Origin of the sequence: Frankia sp. Hr75.2, assembly GCF_949319125.1 — a bacterium.
GTDB classification, from domain to species: Bacteria; Actinomycetota; Actinomycetes; order Frankiales; family Frankiaceae; genus Parafrankia; species Parafrankia soli.
Window position 1 is genome coordinate 27846 of record NZ_CASGGV010000296.1, and the last position, 22532, is coordinate 50377.

The 22532-nt window shown below is 71.9% G+C and carries 16 protein-coding genes; 11 read left to right on the forward strand and 5 right to left on the reverse strand.

The genetic code is table 11. The features are described 5' to 3' along the window. Positions 1-94: 94 nt before the first annotated feature. The 3 genes from AC559T_RS23000 to AC559T_RS23010 form a co-directional block, all read right to left on the reverse strand. On the reverse strand, positions 95-736 hold the full coding sequence (locus tag AC559T_RS23000) for a WhiB family transcriptional regulator (protein WP_020463309.1): 642 nt from the start codon (positions 734-736) through the stop codon (positions 95-97). 447 nt (positions 737-1183) lie between these two features. Beyond that, on the reverse strand, positions 1184-4000 hold the full coding sequence (locus AC559T_RS23005; RefSeq protein ID WP_498870093.1) for a bifunctional FO biosynthesis protein CofGH: 2817 nt from the start codon (positions 3998-4000) through the stop codon (positions 1184-1186). A gap of 89 nt (positions 4001-4089) precedes the next feature. Beyond that, positions 4090-4371, reverse strand: coding sequence for a hypothetical protein (locus AC559T_RS23010; RefSeq protein ID WP_112104946.1), 282 nt, complete (start codon positions 4369-4371; stop codon positions 4090-4092). Between the two features lie 211 nt (positions 4372-4582). On the opposite strand from AC559T_RS23010, the gene AC559T_RS23015 reads away from it, so the two are divergent. From AC559T_RS23015 to AC559T_RS23030, 4 genes are all read left to right on the forward strand, one after another. Continuing rightward, positions 4583-5167, forward strand: a complete 585-nt coding sequence (locus AC559T_RS23015) for a TetR/AcrR family transcriptional regulator (RefSeq protein WP_071064544.1) — start codon at positions 4583-4585, stop codon at positions 5165-5167. 120 nt (positions 5168-5287) lie between these two features. Then, on the forward strand, positions 5288-6292 hold the full coding sequence (gene cofD / locus AC559T_RS23020) for a 2-phospho-L-lactate transferase (protein WP_131626536.1): 1005 nt from the start codon (positions 5288-5290) through the stop codon (positions 6290-6292). 22 nt (positions 6293-6314) lie between these two features. Beyond that, positions 6315-7865: a coenzyme F420-0:L-glutamate ligase gene (locus AC559T_RS23025; RefSeq protein ID WP_498870094.1), complete on the forward strand. Its 1551-nt coding sequence runs from the start codon at positions 6315-6317 to the stop codon at positions 7863-7865. A gap of 291 nt (positions 7866-8156) precedes the next feature. Next, the gene (locus AC559T_RS23030) at positions 8157-8960 is read left to right on the forward strand and encodes a thioredoxin-like domain-containing protein (protein ID WP_112104943.1); all 804 of its coding nucleotides are present in this window, start codon (positions 8157-8159) and stop codon (positions 8958-8960) included. 38 nt (positions 8961-8998) lie between these two features. Here the strand turns inward: AC559T_RS23030 and dnaN are convergent, their stop codons facing one another. Continuing rightward, positions 8999-10231: a DNA polymerase III subunit beta gene (dnaN, locus tag AC559T_RS23035; protein ID WP_498870095.1), complete on the reverse strand. Its 1233-nt coding sequence runs from the start codon at positions 10229-10231 to the stop codon at positions 8999-9001. A 395-nt stretch (positions 10232-10626) separates the two neighbouring features. Between dnaN and AC559T_RS23040 the strand changes: the two genes are divergently transcribed. The 6 genes from AC559T_RS23040 (at position 10627) to AC559T_RS23065 (ending at position 18085) form a co-directional block, all read left to right on the forward strand. Further along, positions 10627-11934 (forward strand): acyltransferase family protein, encoded by a 1308-nt coding sequence (locus AC559T_RS23040; RefSeq protein ID WP_498870096.1) that lies wholly within the window; start codon positions 10627-10629, stop codon positions 11932-11934. Positions 11935-12321: 387 nt separating this feature from the next. Next, the gene (locus AC559T_RS23045) at positions 12322-13578 is read left to right on the forward strand and encodes a septum formation family protein (protein WP_498870097.1); all 1257 of its coding nucleotides are present in this window, start codon (positions 12322-12324) and stop codon (positions 13576-13578) included. 634 nt (positions 13579-14212) lie between these two features. After that, on the forward strand, positions 14213-14590 hold the full coding sequence (locus AC559T_RS23050) for a PASTA domain-containing protein (RefSeq protein WP_498870098.1): 378 nt from the start codon (positions 14213-14215) through the stop codon (positions 14588-14590). Positions 14591-14621: 31 nt separating this feature from the next. Next, positions 14622-15674, forward strand: a complete 1053-nt coding sequence (locus AC559T_RS23055) for a septum formation family protein (RefSeq protein WP_083391082.1) — start codon at positions 14622-14624, stop codon at positions 15672-15674. 480 nt (positions 15675-16154) lie between these two features. Beyond that, positions 16155-16727 (forward strand): hypothetical protein, encoded by a 573-nt coding sequence (locus AC559T_RS23060; RefSeq protein ID WP_498870099.1) that lies wholly within the window; start codon positions 16155-16157, stop codon positions 16725-16727. Positions 16728-16846: 119 nt separating this feature from the next. Then, entirely contained in the window at positions 16847-18085 is a 1239-nt protein-coding gene (locus tag AC559T_RS23065; protein WP_498870100.1) for a septum formation family protein, read from the forward strand. 103 nt (positions 18086-18188) lie between these two features. Here AC559T_RS23065 and AC559T_RS23070 read toward each other — a convergent pair whose 3' ends face one another. Further along, positions 18189-18878, reverse strand: a complete 690-nt coding sequence (locus AC559T_RS23070) for a hypothetical protein (protein WP_498870101.1) — start codon at positions 18876-18878, stop codon at positions 18189-18191. 1864 nt (positions 18879-20742) lie between these two features. Here AC559T_RS23070 and AC559T_RS23075 point away from each other — a divergent pair. Beyond that, on the forward strand, positions 20743-22476 hold the full coding sequence (locus AC559T_RS23075) for a lytic transglycosylase domain-containing protein (RefSeq protein WP_498870102.1): 1734 nt from the start codon (positions 20743-20745) through the stop codon (positions 22474-22476). Positions 22477-22532: the final 56 nt, after the last annotated feature.

Consider the following 22532-nt stretch of genomic DNA (forward strand, 5'->3'; position numbering starts at 1 on the left):
GACGAACGGCTCCTCGGGAACGAACCGCCCACCGGTGGTGGTCGGCGTCCCGCGTTGGTCTCGTCATCGCGGGCGCCGCCTGGTGGATCCGCCGTCAGACTGCCCGGCGGCGCTGCTTGCGCCGTTCCCGCTCGGACATGCCGCCCCAGATCCCGAACCGCTCGTCGTTCTCCAGCGCGTACTCGAGGCACTCGACCCGCACCTCGCAGCCCGAACAGATGCGCTTCGCCTCCCGGGTCGACCCACCCTTCTCAGGGAAGAACGCCTCCGGGTCGGTCTGCGCGCACAGCGCCCGTTCCTGCCATTCCATCGCCTCGCCGAGCAGGTCGCCGAAGCCGATGTCGATCACCTGGGCGAGGGAGTCGGACAGCGAGCCGTCGCCTCGGGGCAGGGTGACGCCCCCGGGGCCGACCAACGCGCCGTCCCGCGCCTCGTCCTCGTCCTCGTCGCCCTCGTCGTCCACATCGTCGTCGAGGTCGTCGGTCGCGGAGTCGTATCCGGTCTCGACGAGCTCGGGCCGGCCCCGCCCGGGCATGACCGGTGGCGCGACCGCCATGGCGGACGCCGCGGCCGGGCGCGGGTGCACCGCTCCGGCCGCGAGTGCCGGCGGCCCGGGAACGGGAACGGGCAGCGGACGTGCCACGGGCCCTGACTCCCCGACCGGACCCGTGTCGTGCTCAGCGGGACGCTCGACGTCCGCCAGGACGGTGTGGACGCCCGCGTCGGTGTGCTCCATATGGACTCCTCCAGACCCGTCGCGGTGCGGTCGGCCACCCCCCCGGACGCCGGCGCACGGCGCCTGGGATCCATTCCGACCGGACGTCGCCTACCGCACGAGTCCCGTCGACGGGGGGAATGACACGCCGGTAATTACACGCGCCAGACTTGGCCGCGTCAACCCCACCGACGCAACATCTTCTACAACCAGCGATGAGACCATAGCTCACAGTCACTGGGGCTCGTCACGGAGGGTCCCCGTGGTCGCACCCTCCAATACGGAGAGTGACGATCGGGCGGACGCGCCGGAGGCCCTCCGGTCACACAGGACCGGACGAACACCCCATACCGGACGCCGAGATTCTCGGACATCTCACCCGAACCTACACCGATCACCAGCGCCGACCGCAGGCCACCGAGACCCCGGTCACAGACCGTCACCACATAAGCGAGCTGCGACGAGCTCTCAGGTCACGACAGTCAGCATGGTGCGCGCCGCGTCACCACGTGCGGTACCAAGACGCTCCGCGGAGACCACGCCATATGTAGTGGTCCGTTGCCGAGCGGGACGGCCCGCGGCCTGCGCGACCTCCTCCAGCTCGGCTATGGAGCGCCGTGAGCCGTGTTGCGAGCCCGCCATCCGGCTGATCGTCTCCTCCATCAGTGTGCCTCCGAGGTCGTTGACCCCACCGGCGAGCACCTGGACGCAGCCCTCCGTACCGAGCTTCACCCACGAGCACTGGATGTTGTCGATCGCTCCGTGCAACAGGATCCGGGCCATGGCGTGCACCGCCCGGTTCTCCTGAACGGTGGGGCCCGGTCGGGCAACCCCGGCTAGATAGATCGGGGAGCTGTGGTGCACGAAGGGCAGCGCGACGAACTCGGTGAACCCGCCCGTCTCCTCCTGGATGCGGCGCAGCAGGCGCAGGTGGGCCACCCAGTGCGCCGGGGTGTCCACGTGGCCGTACATCATCGTCGCCGAGGAGCGCAGGCCGACGCGGTGCGCGGTGGTGACCACCTCGACCCAGGCGGCGGTGGGCAGTTTGCCCTTGGTCAGCACCCAGCGGACCTCGTCGTCGAGGATCTCCGCGGCGGTGCCGGGGATGGTGTCCACCCCGGCCTCCCGGGCCGCCGTGAGCCACTCCAGCGTCGACAGCCCGGTGCGGGCGACCCCGTTGGCCACCTCCATCGGCGAGAAGGCGTGCAGGTGCAGCCCGGGTGCCTGCTTCTTGATCTCGCGGGCGAGCTCGAAGTAGGCGGTGCCCGGCAGGTCCGGGTGGATGCCGCCCTGGACGCAGACCTCCGTCGCGCCGACGGACCACGCGTCCCGCGCGCGGGAGCCGACCTCGTCCAGGGAGAGCGTGTAGGCGTCGGCGTCCGCGCGGCGCTGGGCGAAGGCGCAGAAGCGGCAGCCGGTGTAGCAGACGTTGGTGAAGTTGATGTTGCGGTTCACCACGTAGGTCACGTCGTCGCCCACGGTCTGGGCGCGCAGGGCGTCGGCGAGGCCGCACAGCTCTTCCAGCGCGGCACCCGTCGCCCCGAACAGGGTCAGCGCCTCGGCGTCGGTGAGTCCGGCCGGGTCGGTGCTGGCCCGCCGCAGCGCCGCGAGCACCTCCGGCTCCGCCCGGGTGATCGCGCCGCGCGCGCCGTCGGTGGTTCCCGTGGTGGCTGTGGTCTCTTCGGACCCGCCCTCGGACGGGACGCCGCCACCGGCCGCCGTGCCGACCCGAGCCGTGTCCTCGGTGGTCTCCTCCCCCGCGGCGGATGCCACGGCTTCCGCGGCACCGGCGCCCGCCCGGGTGCCCGTGCCGTAGATCCCGTCCACCCCGGTGCCGGCGGCGCGCACCTGCTCGCGCAGGCCGGCCCAGTCGCCGTAGACGGAGTCGAAGTCGGAACGGGTGGCGGAGTGTCGTCCCTCGGTGTCCACCGCGGTGTGCAGGTCGGTGCGGCCGCTGTTCCCCAGGCCGCCGTCGGGCTCCTGCCACGGCAGCCCCGCCGCCCGGGCGCCCTCGGCGAGCAGCCCGTCCGGACCGGCCAGCGCCGCCACGTGCCCGGACAGCCGCGGGTCGATCCACGGCTCGTCCAGGTGTGTCGGGTGGACGGTCAGCCGCGGCCGCAGCGTGAAGCCCGCCGCCGCGGTCACCTCCCGCAGGACGTCCAGATCAGGCCAGGGCCGCTCCGGGTTGACGTGGTCCGGAGTCACCGGCGAGACACCGCCCCAGTCGTCGAGGCCGGCGGAGAGCAGCAGCGCGCACTCGGCGGTGTCGACGAGGTTCGGCGGCGCCTGCACCCGCATCCGCGGGCCGAGCACCAGGCGGGTCACCGCCACTGCCGCCGCGAGCTCCTCGGCGCCGACGTCCGGCTCACCGCGCATCGCGGTGTCATCCTTGGCCCGGAAGTTCTGGACGATGACCTCCTGGACGGACCCGTACTCGCGGGCCAGCCCACGCAGCGCGAAGATCGTCTCGGCGCGCTCGACGGCCGTCTCGCCGATGCCGAGCAGCAGGCCGGTCGTGAAGGGGATGGAGAGCCGCCCGGCGTCGGCCAGCACCCGCAGCCGGACGGCGGGCTCCTTGTCGGGCGAGCCGTAGTGGGCGCCGCCGGGCGTCGACCACAGCCGCGTCGCGGTCGTCTCCAGCATCATGCCCATCGACGGCGCGACCGGCTTGAGCCGCGCGAGCTCCGACCAGCTCAGCACGCCGGGATTGAGATGCGGCAGCAGGCCGGTCTCCTCCAGCACCGCGATCGCGACGGCGCGCAGGTAGCCCAGCGTCGAGTCGTAGCCGTGGGCGTCGAGCCACTCCCGGGCGGCCGGCCAGCGGTCCTCCGGGCGGTCGCCGAGGGTGAACAGCGCCTCGGCGCACCCCGCCGCCGCCCCCGCGCGGGCGATGTCGAGCACCTCGTCCACCGTCAGGTACGGCGCGGGCAGCCGGTGCGGGACGGTCGCGAACGTGCAGTAGTGGCAGCGGTCCCGGCACAGCCGGGTGAGCGGGATGAAGACCTTCGGCGAGTAGGTGACGACGCCGGGCCGCCCCAGGGAGGCGAGCCCGGCGTCACGCACGCGCGCCGCGGAGGCGCACAGGTCGGCGAGATCCTCGCCGCGCGCCGCGAGCAGGATCGCGGCCTCGGTGACGTCCAGGGTGACGCCGTCGCGCGCGCGGCGCAGGGCGCGGCGCATGGCGGCGGCGGACGGCGGCGGTTCCTGCCGGTGCCGGCTCCCCTGTTCCGGGGCCACCGCCTGCCCGGGTCGTGATCCGTCCGGTACCGCCGCCGTACTCGTCATGCGTTCACCCTGGGTAGTCGATGGATGATCGTAGGTGGATGTCCCCGCGGGGCCGGGCCGCCGTCAGGGCGGGTCGGCGCGGGTCCAGGTCAGACTGTGCCGGCGCCGCGGGTGGCCCGGGGGCCGGCCGCCGGGTTCCGCAGCCGCTCGAGGGTGCCGATGAGCAGGTTCGTCCGCCTGCGGGCGGCCAGCGTGTCGGTTCGCGCGGCTCCCGGCGCGGACGCGCCGCCGCGCAGGTCCGCGTGCCGGGCGGCCGCGACCTGTGGCGCGCGGGCCCCGGCGAGGGCTCGGTTGAGGGTGGCGGAGAGGGCTTCGAGGCTCTTGGTCGTGCGGGGGCTCCTGGTAGTCCGGGGGGTCCTGATCGCGGACATGGCGGTCCTTCCAGCGACGTGGAGAGCTAGGTCCATCTCACAGCTCTCTCTAACCAGAATCAAGAGATGGCTCCTACCGGCGCGGATCGTCACGCGCGGCTACCGACCATCCCCTCCCCGCGACGCGGGAGCCGCATGACGGAGCGGGCGGGACGACGCGGGTACCGGACAATCCCCTCCTGCCCCCCGCCAGGGTCGTTACGCTGATCAGGTGCCACGCAACCGCCAGGAGGTCCCGCGCGAGGAACGGATCGACGCGCTGCTCGCGGTCGCCGAGCAGCAGTTCCTCGCCCGCGGGTTCGCCGGTACCTCCATCGCCGAGATCGCCCGAGCCGCCGGCATCGAGCCCGGCTCGGTGTACTGGTACTTCCGGTCCAAGGACCACGCGTTCGCCGCCGTCCTGAACCGCCTGCTCGACGGCGAGGTGGACCGCATCGCGGAGCTGCCCGGCGAGGCGGCACAGAAGCTCTTCGCCGCGCTGGACTCGGTCGAGCGGCGCCGCACGCTGCACCCCTGCGTCGCCGAGCGCGCCCCGCACGCCCCGCCGATCATGGAGTACCACGAGCGGCTGCACGAGTGGCTCCACGGCCTGGCGCTGAGCGCCGTGGCCGACCTGGTCCCCCAGCCCGACCACGAGATCGCCGCCGACGCCGTGGTCGCCACGATCGAGGGTGGCCTGGCCAATCCGGCGCCGAGCCGGCCCACCAGCCATCTCGTCCGCTACCTGCTGGCGTCACTCGCCGCGGTCGAGCACTCCCCGAACGCTCCGGCCACCGAGGTCACCACCACCAGCTGAACCACGACATCCGAGGGCGGGGCCGGGGGCCCCGGCCGCCGAGTCGGTGTCCGCGAGGCCCGGGGTTGCCGGCCGGGGTGCCGGGGTGCCGGGGTGGTGCGGGTGCCAGGATGATGCGACGTGAAGGTCACCGCATTGGCCGGCGGCATCGGCGGCGCGCGTTTTCTGCAGGGTGTCCGGGCTGCCCGCCCCGACGCCGAGATCACCGTGATCGGCAACACGGGTGATGACATCACGCTGCACGGCCTGCGCATCTGCCCAGACCTGGACACCGTGATGTACACCCTGGGCGGCGGGATCTCGGCCGAGCGCGGCTGGGGCCGGGAGGACGAGACGTTCGTCGTCTCGGCCGAGCTGGCCGCCTACGGGGTGGGTCCGAGCTGGTTCGGGCTCGGCGACCGCGATCTCGCCACCCACCTCGTCCGCACCCAGATGATCGAGGCCGGTTACCCGCTCTCCGACGTCGTGACGGCGCTGTGCGACCGGTGGAAGCCGGGGGTGCGCCTGCTGCCGATGTCGAACGACCGGGTCGAGACCCATGTGATCATCACTGATGACGAGGGACGTCGGGCCGTCCACTTCCAGGAGTGGTGGCTGCGGATGCGGGCGCAGGTGCCCGCCGAGGCGATCCTGTCCGTCGGTGCCGCCGAGTCGAAGCCGGCGCCGGGTGTGCTGGACTCGATCGCGGACGCCGACGTCGTGCTGATCGGGCCGTCCAACCCGGTGGTCTCGATCGGGACGATCCTGTCGGTGCCGGGTGTCTCGGACGCGCTGCGGGTCACCCTGGCCCCGGTCATCGGCGTCTCACCGATCATCGGGGGATCGGCGGTCCGCGGGATGGCCGACGCGTGCCTGAAGGCGATCGGTGTCGAGACGTCGGCGCGCGCGGTCGGCGCGCACTACGGCGGCCGGCACCGTACCGGCGGTGCCACCTCCGGGGGAACGACCGAAGAGCTTGGTCACGGTCTGCTGGACGGGTGGCTGGTGGACGTCGTGGACGCGGCGATCGCGGCGGACCCCGACGCCATACCCGGAGCTACCGTGAAAGCCGTACCGCTTCTCATGACCGATCTGGAGGCCACTGTGGCGATCGTGGAGGCGGCGCTGGAGCTCGCCGGTGTCTGACCTGTCCCCGGTGGGGACATCCATGTCGAAGGACGGACCGGAACCCGCGGAGGCGTCGTTCCCGGGCGTCGCCGCACCCGAGGCGGAAGGCCCGCCCCCGGTCGGCGGCGAAGCCCCGGTCGGGGAACCTCCGGCGGTGGAGGACGCGCTGCCGGCCGAGAAGTCCGAGAAGTCCGAGAACTTCGGGAAGTCCGACGAGCAGGTGGGCACGGGCGCGGCGGAGCAGGTCGGCGAGGAGCCGCTGGCGGAGCGGGAGCTGCGGATTCTGCCGCTGGGCGGGATCGGCGAGGTGCGGCCGGGCGACGACCTCGCCGCGCTGATCGCCGTGGCCGCGGCCACGGGCGCCGGGCCCGGAGGCGGCCCCGGGCTGCGTGACGGTGACGTCCTCGTCGTGACGTCCAAGATCGTGTCGAAGGCCGAGGACCGGCTGATTCGGATCGAAGGCGACAGAGAGGCCACGCGCCAGGCCGCCATCGACGCCGAGTCCGTGCGCGAGGTCGCGCGCCGCGGCCCGACCCGCATCGTCGAGACGCACCACGGCCTCGTGCTGGCGAGCGCGGGGGTGGACGCGTCCAACATCGCGAAGGACTCGATCGCGCTGCTGCCGGTCGATCCCGATGCCAGTGCCCGCACGCTGCGGGACGGCCTGCGCGACCGGCTCGGCGTCGACGTCGCGGTGATCATCAGCGACACGGCCGGGCGGCCCTGGCGGCGCGGGCTGACCGACATGGCGATCGGCGTCGCCGGGATGGCGGCGCTGCGCAGCCACATCGGCGACATCGACTCCTACGGCAACGAACTCGGGATGACCGAGATCGCCGAGGCCGACGAGCTGGCCGGCGCGGCGGACCTGGTGAAGGGCAAGCTCGGCGCCACACCGGTGGCGATCGTCCGCGGGTTCGCGCGCCGGCCCGACGACGGGAGCGGGTCACGCGCGCTGCTGCGGCCCTGGGACGAGGACATGTTCCAGCTCGGCACGGTCGAGGCACGCCGCTCGGCCCCGTTCGCGCGGCGCACGGTGCGGGAGTTCGCCGACCTCCCGGTCGACCCGGCGGCGGTGCACCAGGCGATCGCCGCGGCGATCACCGCGCCCGCTCCGCACCACACCACTCCGTGGCGGTTCGTGCTGGTCGAGGCGCGCCGGCACGCCCTGCTCGACGCGATGGCGATGGCCTGGACGGACGACCTGCGCCGCGACGGGTTCGACGAGGACTCGGTGAGCAAACGGCTGCGCCGCGGCGACGTGCTGCGCCGGGCGCCGGTGCTGATCGTCCCGATGATGGTGACCGACGGCGCGCATCCCTACCCGGACGAGCGTCGGGTGCGGGCCGAGGAGCGGATGTTCACCGTGGCGCTCGGCGCCGCCGTGCAGAACCTGCTGGTCGCGCTCGCGGCCGAGGGCCTGGGCTCGTGCTGGGTGTCGTCCGCGCTGTTCTGCGGGGAGGTCGTGACCGACACGCTGGACCTGCCGCGCACCTGGACGCCGATGGGCGTCGTGGGTGTGGGGCACCCGGCCGCACCGGCGCACCCGCGGCCGGCCCGTGACATCGCGGCGTTCGTCGTGGAGCGCTGAGCCGGGGCCGGCGCCCGGTACGGCCGCGCCGACGTCCGCCGGCGCGGAGCGGCTGGGGCCATGGTCAACGGCGCGGGGGCCTTCCGCTCGCCGGCCGGAAGGCTACGATGGCATTCACTTAATGGTCATGTTGAACTACGTACGGCTACCGTCCGGTTCATAGGACGTCCGGTTCGCGCGATCTCCGCCTGTCGGCGGACAGGCCCGATCTCGCCGATAGTGGCGGTCGGCGGCGGGTCGGGCGGACCGCGGCGGCTCAGGCGTGTTCGACACTTCGTAGGATCGGGCCCCGTGGGGAAGAAGAGCGTCGCGCGCAACGCCCGTCTGGAGGAGCTCCGCCGCGAGCAGAAGCGGAAGGAGCGCCGGCGGGCACTGCTGATCTACGGCACCTCCGGCTTCGTCGCGCTCGCCCTCCTGGCCGGGATCATCGTCTACAGCGTCTTCGACAATCGGTCGAAGAACAAGGAGCGCAGCGTCGGCTACGTCGCCGCCGCCTCCCCGGCCGCGGTCACCGCGAACTGCACCGGGATCCGCAACGACCAGTCGTACGGCAACCAGCACGTGGGAGCCACCGACACGGTCGAGTACAAGGACTCCCCGCCGTCGTCGGGCAACCACGAGTCCGACCCGCTGCCCGACGCCATCCGGTTCTACAACCCGGACTCGGGCATCCGCGCCGAGCGGGCGGTGCACAACCTGGAGCACGGCTTCGTGGTCGGCTGGTACGACGCGAAGCTGCCCGCCGACCAGGTCGAGAAGTTGCGCACGGTCGCGGCCGACGCCGGGAACCGCTTCATCGCGATGCCGTGGACGCGCAACGACTTCGCGGGCGACCAGCACTTCGTGCTGACCGGCTGGGACCGCACCCAGCGCTGCGGCACCGTCTCCGCCGACGTGGTGAAGGAGTTCGTCCAGAAGTGGGCGAACCCGCCGCTCGACGGCGTGACCTGGGACTCGCCGACCGCGGCGGAATCCGGGGCCGCGGGTGGGACTCTGAACGTCACCGAGGACGGCCCGATCGACCCGGCGGCCGCGGCCGCGGGCGGGGTGGTTCCCGGCGCCGGCACGATGACCCAGGCCCCGACCGCACCCTGAGCCGGCGCTCCGGCGCGCTCGGGGGCGCGCCGGAGCGGTCAGGCGGTGCCGGTGCGGATCGGCATGAGCAGGTAGCGGTAGTCCTCACCGTCGTCCTTGCCGGTGAGGACCGCCGGCTTGCTCGAGGCGATCTCCGGGTCGGCGGTGGCGAACCCGATGATGGCCTCGTCGCCCTCGACCGCCGCCAGGCCGTCCAGCAGGAACGCGGGGTTGAACAGCACCGACAGCTCCGGGCCGTCGTACTCCACGGGCACCAGCTCGGACGCCTGGGCGCCCCCGCCGTCCCCCGCCTCGGCCACGACCTGGCCGGCGGAGAACGTGAACCGCAGCGGCGCCGTGCGCGTCGCCACCAGTGCGACCCGGCGGACGGCGGCCGCGAGCACCGCCGTCGGCGCCGTGACGGTGAGCTCCGACGTCTCCGGCAGCAGCCGGCGGTAGTTCGGGAAGCTCCCCTCCAGCAGCCGGACGATCGTCTGCCGGCCGTTCACCGACAACCCGAAGCGCGGGACCCCGGCCTCGTCGACCCCCATCCCGAGCATGACCCGGGACGCGGTGGTCGGCAGCTTCGCCACGTCGGCGAGCAGCCGGGCCGGCACGTGCGCGACCGCGTCGGGGTCGTCGACGGTGGGCTGCCACGGGATCGTCCGGACGGCGAGCCGGTACCGGTCGGTGGCGACCATCGTCAGCCCGCCCCGGGCGATCTCGAGCCGGACGGCGGTGAGCACCGGCAGCGCGTCGTCCCGGCCGGCGGCCGGGGCCACCTGCGCGACCGCCGCGGCGAAGCCGAGCGTGTCCACCTCGCCGACCGGCGGCGGGAACGCGGGCAGCACCGGGTAGTCCTCGACGGCGAGCGCCGGGATGCGGAACCGGGCCGCGCCGCACTCGATGATCACCCTGGTCTCGGTGGCCTCGACGACCACCGGCGCGTCGGGCAGGTTGCGCACGACGTCCGCCAGCAGCCGTCCGGGCACGACGACCCGGCCGGGCTCGGTGACGACGGCCTCGACCGGGGCCCGCGCGGCGACCTCGGAGTCGAACGCGGAGACGGTGAGCGCCGGGCCCGGCGCCCGGCTCCGAGCCTGCGTCCGTGCCTGCTCCGTCGTCTCATCCTTCGCCTGGTCCCCGGCCTGGTCCTGGTCCGGGGTCGGCATGGTGGCTTCCAGCAGCAGGCCCGTCAGCACCTGCTGGGCGCCGGCGGTGGGCTTCGGCACGTACCGGGCGGCCCAGCCCGTCGCGTCGGCGAGTACGTCGCGTTCCACGCTGAACCTCATGCAGGGATTGTCGCGCCGGACAACGCCGAATCTCCGCATTCCGCAGACCGCCCACCGCTCGCGGCGGCGCGGCAGGCCTGTCACCAGGGCCGTTGATGCGACATCCCGGGGACGTGGGCGGGGCGGGAGCCGGCCGCCGCCGCCCTGCCGCCCCGCCGGCTCGACGCGCCGCCGCCCCGTCCGCTCGACGCGCCGAGGGCTCGACGGCTCGCATGGCGTGTCACGCCGCAGTTCGCGCACGCGGCGGACCAGGTTATCCGCGACGACATTGCGCCGGCTATTGCGCAGCACCTTCAGGTACCCCCGGCGAGGTGGGCGCCACTGATCGAAAAAGACCCGTCTATCGTTTCCAGTCAGTGCTACCCGTACTGCTGGGACCTGTGGGGGGAACCATCGTGGATAAGCTGACCGAAGATGCGAGCCGCGAACCGGCGCCACCGGCACGGAAAGTTCGACGAGCAACCATCGGCGGCCATAACCCTGCGCTCGACGGACTGCGTGCCCTGGCCGTCCTGACGGTGCTCTTCCACCACATGGACCTGGTGCCGGGCGGCTACCTGGGCGTCGATCTCTTCCTGGTACTCAGCGGGTTCCTCATCACGGGCCTGCTGCTGGCCGAGCGCGACCGGGAGGGCTGGATCTCGCTGCGCGCCTTCTGGGCCCGCCGTGGTTTCCGACTCCTTCCCGCCTTCTACATCTTTGTAGCAGCCGGCATTCCGCTCGTCCTTCTCGTCAAGGACACCGAAGACCAGTGGCAGTTCCTTCGCAACGGGCTCGCCGCCCTCTTCTACGTCGCCAACATCCAGCGCACACTGAATCCTCCGGACAGCGGCGCATGGTTTGGGCACGTGTGGACGCTCTCCCTCGAGGAGCAGTTCTACCTGCTCTGGCCGATCGCCCTGGTGCTGATCTGCCGCAGCGAGCGCTGGCGGCGGCGCCTGCCGGAGATCCTCATCAGCGCCGTGATCCTGGTGTTGATCTGGCGGGAGATCCTGATCGGCAGCGGCGTGTCGAACTTCCGCATCTACTTCGCGCCGGACACCCGCTTCGACTCGCTGCTCGTCGGCTGCCTGCTCGCCACCTGGCGCCACGAGGCGCTGCGTTCGGCGGCGGACGGCACCGCCGTGGCCGGCGACCTGTCCCGGGTCGCGGGCAGCCGCACCGCCCAGCTCCTGGCCCGGGCCGCTACGTTCGGCCCGGTGGGTCTGCTGGGCCTGGTGATCCTCTTCTTCACCGGTCCCGATCTGCACGGCCCGCCGAGCTGGATGGCCCGCGGTGGCTACCTGCTCGTCGCCGTGCTCGCCGCCGTCGCCGTCCTGGGTGCCGACCAGCACCGGCCCGGGTGGTACGACCGTGTGCTCAGCGCCCGTCCGGCCGCCTGGGTGGGGCGGATCTCCTACAGCCTGTACCTGTGGCACTTCCCCGTCACCGGGGTCGCCAACGACTCGCTCGTCCCCCGTTTCGGCCGCGTCCCGGCGGCCGGCGCCGCCCTCGTCGTCAGCCTCGGGCTCGCGTCGGCGTCCTACTACTTCGTCGAGCGGCCCGTGCAGCGCCGCCGGCCGGCGTGGGTGAACGCCCGCGGCACCGCGCCGCGCCGCGGCCGGACGTCGATCGTGACGCCGTCCGCCGAGCCGCTGCTCGCCACCACCCAGCCGCTTCCGGTGAACGGCGATTCCGAGCCGGTTCGGCGCGTTCACTCCTGAACCACCACCGGCCGCGGACCAGCCAGCCGCACGCCAGGTGAAATGAGCCAGCCGGCCGCAGGTGACGACTGTCAGTAATGACGTCGCCCGCGGCCGGCTGGTCGTCGTTTGGGTGCTAGCCGCCTGACGTGGCAGAACGGAACGGCCCCGCGCGGCGCGCGATTGCCTTCCGTGACGGCGCTCCAGAGGCAGGGCTTTCCGCGCCCCAGCATGCCCGGCCCAGGTGCCAACTTCTTCACAGCTTGCCCTAATATGGCCGGCTGCACATCCCTCGGTATCCGGATCGTCGCATTGCGCGCACATTGATCTGCAGGCCGTCGGCTGTCGCGGACGTCGGCGACCACTCGCGACGCGTCCTGATCCTGCGTGCCCGAGGGAGTAACCGGCGTGTCCGGAAACAGCGCACCCACGCCGAACGGCGCCGAGCCCGACCCGTTCACCGACCCGTTCGCCGATCTGGTCCTCGACGAGGCCTTCATCGCCGGAGCCACCCGATACGAGGCCCCAGCCCGGACGAGAGCCGCGGTCGCCCGCTTCGGGCCATTCGAAGACGGTTCGACGCCCTGGCGCTCGTACGGCGGCGGCCGGCCACGGCGGGCGGGAGGTGTCTCCGGACCACTGCTGGGCCGCGGACGGGCGTCCCAGCCGATTCCGGAGATCTCGCCGCGGCCGCGGTCCCGGGGGCGGATCGTGCTGGCGCTGATCAGCGTCGTGCTGCTCTCGACCACCGTCTACGGGTTCGTGGCCTCGGCCGTCGACAGTCCGCCGTCCACCACGCTCTCGGCGGACCCGCCGACCCCGGCAGGTAGTGCCTCCGGCCGCGACGCCATCGCCGAGGAATCGCTACCGGATCTCTACCGGCGGGACTGGACGGCCGGTCACTGCTACACCTGGCTCCAGCGGGACGTCTCGACCGCGGTCAACGACGTCCCCTGCGCCGGCCCGCACCTGTTCGAAGCGGTCGGCCCACTCGACGTCGGCTCCGCCTATCCCGAAGGGGCGACGTACCCGTCGCCGGCCGAGTGGGTAGTGCTCGGCAGGCGGCAGTGCGAGCCGCTCATCACCGCGTATCTCGGCTACGGGCTCGACCCGTTCGGGCGCTTCGGCACGAGCGTCCTCCACCCCAAGGAAGCGGAGTGGGACACCGGCGAGCGGGACATCGTCTGCGGCCTCTCACTCCATCCCTCTCCCACGGCACCGTACGAGGTGCCCGACCTCGAAGGACAGGTCCGCGGAGCCGACCAGGCGCTGACCTATCCCACCGGGACCTGCTTCCGCACGAACGCCGAGGGCCGCAACGAGGTGGTCCCCTGCGAGCAGAGCCACCATTCGCAGAGCGTGGGCACGGCGACCCTGGCGGACACCGCCGAGGGCGCACCGAACAGCGCGCCTCTCTCGGCGGAGCGGCTCGACGAACTCATCGACGCGGCCTGCGCACCTCGCATCGCGCCCTATCTCGACCGGGGATTCGGGGGCGCGTCCGTACAGGGCGGATCGCATTCCCTCCCCCCGGCAAGCTGGTGGGTGGGAACCCGATCCACCACCTGCACCGTGAGCCTCGTCGACCGGAACGGCAGAAAACTGGAGACGACCGGCCTGCTCAGCCCGGACGACGACTCGGGGTCGTTCAAAGCGAACGTATGACAGCGGATCCCCTACCTGCTCCGCCCGAGCCGGAATCGAGCGGTGACCGCACTCGAACGTTACAAAAATTCTGGAGAAAAACGTCATGAGAAAAACCCGGAGGCTTACGGTAGCCGGGCGGAGTCGGCCGTTTCGGCCCGACATCGCAGGCCGCCCACGCCCACGCTCCGGCAGCCGCGGGCGGGCGGGCATCGTAACCGGACTGGCATGCCTTGTCCTCGCAGGCTGCGAACCAGGTTCACCGTCCCGGCCCGCCCCGATCAGCGCGCAGGTTGACGGAACACAGCATTCCGCACGGGGCGGTCCGGCGACGACGGCACCAACCTCCGGAACGCCGCACGACTTCCAGGTCGTCATTCCGGGTCAGACCTCGGCCCACGGCACTGCCGGAACTCCAGAACGGCCCTCGGCCCCGGGTGCTCCCGGAACCATGTCGCCCTCGGGGGCGGTGGCGTCCCCTTCGCTCCCAGCACCTGGCCCTACGGCGCCAACTGGTCATGGACCAGTCCCGCCGCCTCCCCCGGCTCCGACGGTCCTACCCAGGTCGGCACCGCCGCCGGTGCCCGGCCCGGCACCCCGCCCGACGACCCGAGCGGCGACGACACCACCGGCAGCTAAGGCCACAGTTCCGAACGTGCGCGGCCTAACCCGATCGGAGGCGACAGACACTCTTCATCGGGCCGGATTCTACAACATCTCCTTCTCCGAGGGATGCAGCACAAACGGAGAGCACGAAAAAGTCAATGGCCAGACTCCGGAGGCGGGCACTCCGACCACCTTTGACGCCCCGGTCGGCATGCACATCCATATTCTCAACTGCGTATCGATCCCGGACGTCGTGGGCATGCCGATGGGTAGCGCCGTCGACTATCTCGGCAGGCTGGGTTGGACACCCGTGGCCGGCCAGGGATGCGCCGTGGGCGACAACAGCGTGGTCGCGGCGATGACCCCGGCCAGTGGTTCCTACGCCCGACCTGGATCCCGAATCCAACTCGATCCGAAGTGCCGCTGAGCCATTCAGTGTGTCCGAAGGAGTAACCGGGGTGCCCGGAAGCAACAACCGCAACAGGTTCACATCGGTGGGCAACCGAGCGGCCCGGCTCTCCCGGCGGCTCCTACGACTCCGACAGCTGCGGGCGGCCGAGTGGCGCGATCACCTCACGACCATCGCGATCAACGCTGTTCTCCTTGGCGCCGTGATCTACGGGCTGGTCGCGCTGCACGGAGACCGCGCCGCGGACCGCGGGTCCGACGCGGCGGAGCAGACCGCCCCGGCGACCATCGACCCGATCGGACCGTCGACGACGGCATCCCCGAGCGCCGACGCCGGCGTCGAGTTCCTGCAACAGGACTACCAGCCCGGCCGGTGTTACTCCTGGCAACAGCATGTCGACTCGACCTCGACCCAGGACGTTCCCTGCGCGGGTGTCCACTACTTCGAGGCGGTCGGCGACACCCGCATCCGGCCGGATCATCCGAGCGACGGCGCCTATCCCACCCCCGAGGAGTGGGATGCCGTCACCGACAAGCACTGTCTGCCCATGATCGAGAAGTATCTGGGCGGCCCGCTTGACCCCGCCGGGCGTTTCTCCGCCGGCCTGATCCGACCCCAGAAGCCCGGCTGGGAGATCGGCCAGCGCACGATCACCTGTGGCATCACCGCCGGCATGACCGAATTTGATCCGCCCGCGTTCCGCCCGTTCGAAGGCAGCGCCCGTGGCGCCGACCAGTCCATGACGCACACCGCCGGAAGCTGCTTTCGCCGTGCCGGCGACGACGGGCTGGTCGAGGCTCCCTGCGAACTCCCCCATCACGCGCAGAGCGTAGGAGCGGTGAGCGCGCCGGAGACTCCGGACGGGGCCGCGCCGTCCGATACCTGGCTCAACGAGAAACTCGGGCCGCGGTGCGGCGACCTCGCCGCCCCGTACCTGGAGATCGGCCGCTTCGACGGCGCGCTCGTCGAGCCGCAGTGGAACCTGATCGCGCCGGAGAGCTGGCGTGCCGGGAGTCGCCGCACCACCTGTTTCATCGGATTCGCCGACGAGGCCGGTTCCCCCATGACGGTCACCGGTGTCATGACCACGCCAGTCGTCTGAGCACAGCCGCGACAGCCCATCATTCCGGACTGCTCGGACCGCACTCGTCGTGCAGTCCGACGCCGGATATCGATCTGACCCCAACATCCTGGAGAAAGAATGAGAAGGCTTCTCGCCGATTCCCGGAAGAGACCGGTTCGAACCGGTAGACCAGGGGAACCAGGCCGTCCCGGCCGATACCTGGTCCGATGCAGGCAGGTCGGCGTCGCCGCCGGGCTGGCCTGCCTGATCCTGGCGGGCTGTGAACCGGTCGCCGGCGGAGGGCCCGCTCCCTCGACGAGCGGAACCCCCGTCACGACCGGCTCACCCGGCCCGACGCCCACGAACACCGCGCCCCCGACGCAGTCCTCACCGTCCGCTCCGGCCTCACCGGAGACCACACCCTCGCCCGCCCCCACAGCAGACCCGACCGAAACGACACCGACGAGCTCGCCCGGGACGACGGACATTCGAATCACGCCAAAGCTGACCGTCTCCTTCATGTACCACGCGTCGTACATCAATACCCACATCACCATCGCGAATCCCGACAATCCCACCCAGGGCCCGATGCCCACCGGCACGGTCACGATTTACCAGGAAGCGGCGGCCATCGCGACGGTCCCCCTGGAGCACGACCCGTTTTCCGAGTTTCAGGACGCGGTCGCGCGGTGGAACAAGGACGTGGTGACGGGAAACCATGAATTCCGTGCCTCATACAGTGGCGACGAGCATTACCATCCCGGAGCCACGGAGTTCACCCACGAGGGACCAGCATCGGCGCTACAGGTCACGGTGCCCGAAAAGGTGATCACCGGGCAGACCCTGGTCGTGGACATCTCCCTGGACAAGGGTGTTCAGACCGCTCCTGCGACGGGCACCTTCGAGGTCCGGTGGGGCTTCGAGACCAGAACCGCTCCCGCGTCCGCGGACGGAAAAGCACAGGTCACTTTTCCCGTGTTCGCGGCCAGTCCGCCTGGGAGCGCCTGGTGGGTTGACGTCAAATACATCGACGACCCGGTCTATCAGCCCACGCAGGCCCAGAAGCCCATCCTGATCTATCCGGCTGACTGACGCCGACCTGGTGCCGCGCCGCCCTCGATATCCCTGGACGGCGCGGCGCCTCGCCGGCACACCGATCGAATGCCCGCCGTTGGGCTCCAACAAAACCAATCTCCCGAGGAGACGCCGGCATGCCCGGGGACAGCGCGCCGCCCGCGCCGAAGAACGACGGCAGCAGCAACAGCGACGGCGGCAAGGACGATGGCGAGCGGGATCCGTTCGCCGGGCTCGTCCTCGACGAGACCTTCGTCGCCGGAGCCACCAGGTACGAGGCACCCGCCCGCACCAGAGCCGCGATCGCCCGCTTCGGACCGGTCGAGGAAGGACGCCCAGCCTGGCGACCGGGCCCGTCGCCTCGCCGGCGGCGAACACCATCCCGACAATCGCTCGCGACGACCGCACGCCCCCGGGCCTGGTCACCCGGCCGCATCGTCCTCGCACTGATCAGCATCGCGTTGCTCGGCTCCACCACCTACCAGTGCGCCAGGTCGAAAGCCGACAACCCACCACCCACCGCGCTGTCCGCCGACGCCCCGAGAGCGTTCTCTTCCCCCGGCGATCCGGCCACAGACGCCGACATCAGCCCAGACCTGCACCGGTGGGACTGGAAGCCCGGCCGGTGCTACCGCTGGCCCCAGGCGGCGGTCGACGTCCCCGTCGACGACGTCCCGTGCGCCGAGCCGCACCTGTTCGAAGCGGTCGGCCCCCTGGATCTGGAACCCGCCTACCCACAGGACGCCCCGTACCCGTCGGTGTCGCAGTGGACCGACATCGGGGAACGCCACTGCGGCCCGCTCATGACGCCCTACCTCGGCCGCCCGATCGACCCCTTCGGGCGCTTCGCCGCGAGCCTGATCCGCCCGCCGAAGTCCGGTTGGGAAGCCGGTGGCAGAAAGGTCGTCTGCGGACTGATCTTCCGGGGCAGTAGCAAAAGCGACAACATGTGGATCCTGAGCACGTTCTCGGGCAGCGTCAGGGGCGCCGACCAGGCACTGACCTACCCGCCGGTCACCTGCTTCCGCCACAGGGTCGACAACCATCAGGATCAGGTCCCGTGCGACCAGAGCCACCACACGCAGAGCATCGGAACGGCAACGCTGCCCGACACCACCGACGGCGGCCCGCCGTCACCCGAACGTTTCGACGAACTCGCAAAAGCCGCCTGCATGCCCCACGTCGCGCCCTACCTCGCCCATGACTTCGGCGGCGCTGCCGCCCAAGGCGGATGGCACCTGATTCGTCCCGAAAGCTGGCGCGCGGGAACACGATCCACCACCTGCACGGTCGGCCTCGTCGACCAGGCAGGCAAAGAAGTAGAGACGACCGGGCCCCTCAGCCCCACGGACACCTCGGGGACATTCACCGCATAGCCGTGGTGGGCCCTCGCCGCCGGCCAGGTCGTCGACACCAGTGGTGCCGGAGCCTTCATCCAGCCGGCCGGCACCAGGCCCCGCAGTTCGCCGTCGCTGTCGGTCAGCTGTACCTGCCCGTCGACGGGGCCGCTTCCGCGATCCCGAAAGCCGCTGAGACACCTTCCTCGATCTCGAGCCGCGCCAGTTGTGGGTCGCTCGCAGTAGGTGCGAGATCGGTGGAGACTTCCGTCGCGGCCACGCGCAGTCGGCCCCGGTCTCCAGGCACCAGGGTGGTATCGATCTTCCGCCACCTTCCGGTGCCATCCCGGAAGTTCGTCGGACCGAGCGACATCTCTGATGTGTACGTACCGTCCGGGTTACGGAAGACGCTCGTCGTCTCGGTTCGCCGCTCCGCGACTTCGACCCGACCGGCCTTCGGGGCCGCGGTTTGCCCCGCGTCAGGCGTTGGCGGGTCCTTGACGACTGCCTCGTCGATCGGACCGATCTTCGCCGTCACCGAGGTCGGGGCCGCTCCTCGCTCGTTCCTCGCAGCCGGCTTCTCGAACGTAAGCGGCTTGTCGACGGTGGTGGATACGGCGCCCGGCAGGTCGGGGACGGCCTTGTCGACCGCCGCCGGGGCCGGGGCCTCGACGGACTGGGTCGCCTCGGTCGGGACCTCGTGGTCGCGGCCGTCGGCGGAGCCCGAGCTGCTTTCGGGCAGGCCCATGTCCCGGAAGGGGTTCTCGAGTGCGACCGGGCGGCGGCCGCCGCCGGTGCGCTCGACGACGATCATCGCGACGACCAGGATCACCGGGATCAGCAGCAGCGAGATCGCCCGGAGTCGGCTCGGGCGGGCCCGGCGACGCCGGCGGCGGTGCGCGCGCTTCCGGGTCCGGGTCCGGGCGGGAGGCGGGGTCGGGGGCAGGCAGGTGCCGGCCGGGCATGGAGGGCTCCGAGATCGTGAGGGTGTCCGTGTGCGCGGACGTCCGGGAGTGGGCACGGTGACGAGCCGTGCCGGGAGACATCGCGGGCACGGGTGAGACCCGTGGCCGCCGCGTGTGCGGTACGCGGCGGCCACGGGGGCCGGGACGGCGGGCTCGGATGGCACCGGCCGGTTACGGCGTCGCCGAAGGTGGGCATGCGGCGGCGCCGTGACCGCCCGCCGGGAGGGGAACCCGGCAGGCGGCACGCATCAGGGGACGGGAGACGGCGGGAGGACGGAACTCAGGGCGCGAGCAGTCGACGTGACGAGCCGGGAAACGTGACGGGTCGGGAAACGTGACAAGTCGAAAAGCGGTCCGGCGGAAATCACGCCGGTGACCTGCGACCGCGAAAGCAGGCGCAGCAGAGATCACGGGCAGTGCGAACTACGACGGGCGACGGGAATCCCGAGCGAGCCACCGCGCTGTGGGCTGGACGGGCGACACGGACCGCGTCCCGGTGGGCTCCGGAACGTGGTCCGTCGACCGGGAGCCGGCCAGAGCCGACATCCGGTGTCCGAATGTTTGCGGAGCGCAGCATTGCACAACTTTTGCTGCCCTGCCAAGCGGTCAGTGCAGGATCAAATACCTCTGGTAGGAGGATTTACGGACGGTGACCGGCCCGGATATTCCACGCTCATGAGCACGCCTGCGCGACGCGGCGCACGAGCCACGCACGGGCCGTCCTGGGCCAGCGGGCCGACATCGGCCCAGCCCAGCCCTCCTCCGGATGACATTCGACCGCAGATGCACCGATGATCAACAATGCGTGATCGTCGCGCCGAGTCACAGACAGCCCAACCAGGCAACTCTTTCGACCTAAACTGTTATCAAGATAACAATCAGCGCCGAACCCTCCCGTTTCGGTAGCAGATAGTCCGGACTTTCTGTCACAGTCCTGTCTCACAACGCATCGTTCCGGCACCAACGTGGCTCGTAGTCGGCGGTCCGCCGCCGTGAGCACCTCAGAGTTCCTCACGGAGAGTGATGACCTAGAGAGCCGGCAGCCCGCTCCGGGCCGGTCTCGTGTGCCGGTCCGTGGCCCTCGAGCAGCCGTGCGGCTTCCGTCACAGCCGCACGGCGCCCGCCTGGTCCGGTGGTCGGCGAGGTTTCGCCTCCGCCGGACCAGGCCGTCCACAGACCCTGAACAGGTATTTCTTTCTCACGCGCCCCCGCGTCCGGTAGGCGGAGCACTGTCCGTCGGACGCCTCCGATCCCAGGAGTAGCGTGCCGGTGAGCCGTCATCGCCGACCTCATGAATCCCCGACCGGTCCTTCCTCTGTGCGCGAATCATCAGGTCAGCGTGTTCAGTTCAACGAGCACGGAAAGTCACGCGCACCCAGGCAGGACGCGGGTCGTCATCGTCCGCCGGGGAAAGCAGTCGCAGAAGCGGGGGCGGGCATTTCTTTCGCCCGGACCGGGGTTTTACCGGCTGTCGTTTCGGGCTCGACACCGACACCGACACCGACACCGACACCAGCGCCATCCCCGGCACGTGGACCAGGACCGCGCCCGGCCGGTTCGGCTCGGAGGCGGGGCGGCCCGGCGGCGCAGGGCGGGTCGACCGGTGGAACCGCCCGGCACCGACGCCCCCCGCCATCCGACGAGCCTGCCTCCAGGCCCCGGGGCGCCAGGCACGCCAGGCCACCCCGACAGGCGCCGGCGCATCGGAGCCGGCGGTCGGGCGTGGTCCGCATGACGATGCTGCCGACCGCGCTCGCGGCCGCCCTGCTGTTGTTCTGCACCGCGGGGACACCCCGCGACGACGGCGGTGGTGGCGACCGCGACCAGCTCGGCACCACCAGTCCGCCGCCGGTCCGCCCGGGCGACTGGGCCATGCCCGAGCTGGTCCCCAACGGTTCGACCGCGGCGCCCGACCCGGCCACCCTCACCTCGCGGTCGCTCGCCGAGGACGCCACCGCCGACCCGGCCGACGTCCATTCGACGATCACCCTGACCGCCGCCGCACGGGGCGTCCCCGCCCGCCTGCTGGCGGCCTACAAGGAGGCGGCGGACCGGCTCGCCGAGGACGCGCCAGGCTGCCATCTGCCCTGGGAGCTCCTGGCCGCCATCGGCAAGGTCGAGTCCGGGCACGCCTCCGGGCGGCCCATCGCCTCCGGGCGGCCCATCGCCGCCGACGGCACCGTCACCCGCCCCATCATCGGCCCGCCCCTCAACGGCGGCGGCGGCACCGCGCTGATCCGCGACAGCGACCGCGGCACCCTGGACGGCGACACCACCTACGACCACGCCGTCGGGCCCATGCAGTTCATCCCGACCACCTGGCGGGCGGCCGGCCGCGACGGGAACGGCGACGGGCGCAAGGACCCGCACAACATCTACGACGCCACCCTGGCCGCGGGCTACTACCTCTGCGCCCACGGCCGAGACCTGGCCGACCCCGACCAGCTCCGCGCGGCGATCCTCGCCTACAACCCGTCGGACGCCTACGTCCGCACGGTCCTGACCTACCTGAACGGCTACCGGCAGGGTGGCGCAGCCGTGCTGCCCCCGTCCGCACCCGCGCCTGCGCCCGGATCCGGGTCAGGGTCCGGGTCAGGGTCTCCGACCCTTGACGGCGTCCCGATCGTGGAGATGACGCCGAACGGTCAGGGCGGCGAACCGTCCAGCCCGCCGGGCACGCCTCCGCCCACTGCGACGCCGAGCCCGACGCCGCCACCGCCGGCGGGGTGCGAGCCACTGCGCGCGGCCGACCTCACCGTCACCCTCACGGACCTCGATCCCGACGTCGCGGGCTACGAGTCGCTCGATCTCGCCGCGAGCCGCACGCCGTGGACGGACGTCGACGTCACCGTCGAGACGGAGGCGGACACGACGGCCGGCACGGCGATCACGACGAGCCGGCGGACCGTGCCGGCCGGCAGTGGGAGCACCGCACCGGCGCTGCTGGTGCGGATCCCCGGCCCCAGCCTCGCCGTCGCCAAGCTGGCGGACGACAGCATCGTGCTCACCCTCACCGTCGAGCCCGCGGACGGGGCCTGTCCCGCGGTCGTGCGCCTGCGCATCCGCAACGTCCATCCGGACTCGTTCGCCCCGCCGGCCGCCCCGCCACCGACCAGCGCGCCGCCGACCACCGCACCTCCCCCCGCCACGCCGCCGCCCGCCGGCACGCCATCCACCGCGCCGCCCACCACCACACCGCCGACGGCCCTGCCGCCCACCACGCAGCCCGCGACCACGCCGCCCACAGCCGGGGAACCGGCCACCGCGCCGCCCGGCGAGGCACCGCCCGCCACGACCCCGCCGGCCGGTTCGCCGCCGGCCGGTTCGCCGCCGGCCGGTTCGCCGCCGGCCGGTTCGCCGCCGGCCGGTTCGCCGCCGGCTGGCGCGCCGTCCACCGCACCGACCCCGAGCACCGTGCCGCCGGACAGCACGCTCCCGAGCACGGTCCCGACAAGCACCATGTAGAACAAGCCCGCCGGACGGCGCGGCAGCGGCCGGACGGTGCAGTCACGCGCACTTCG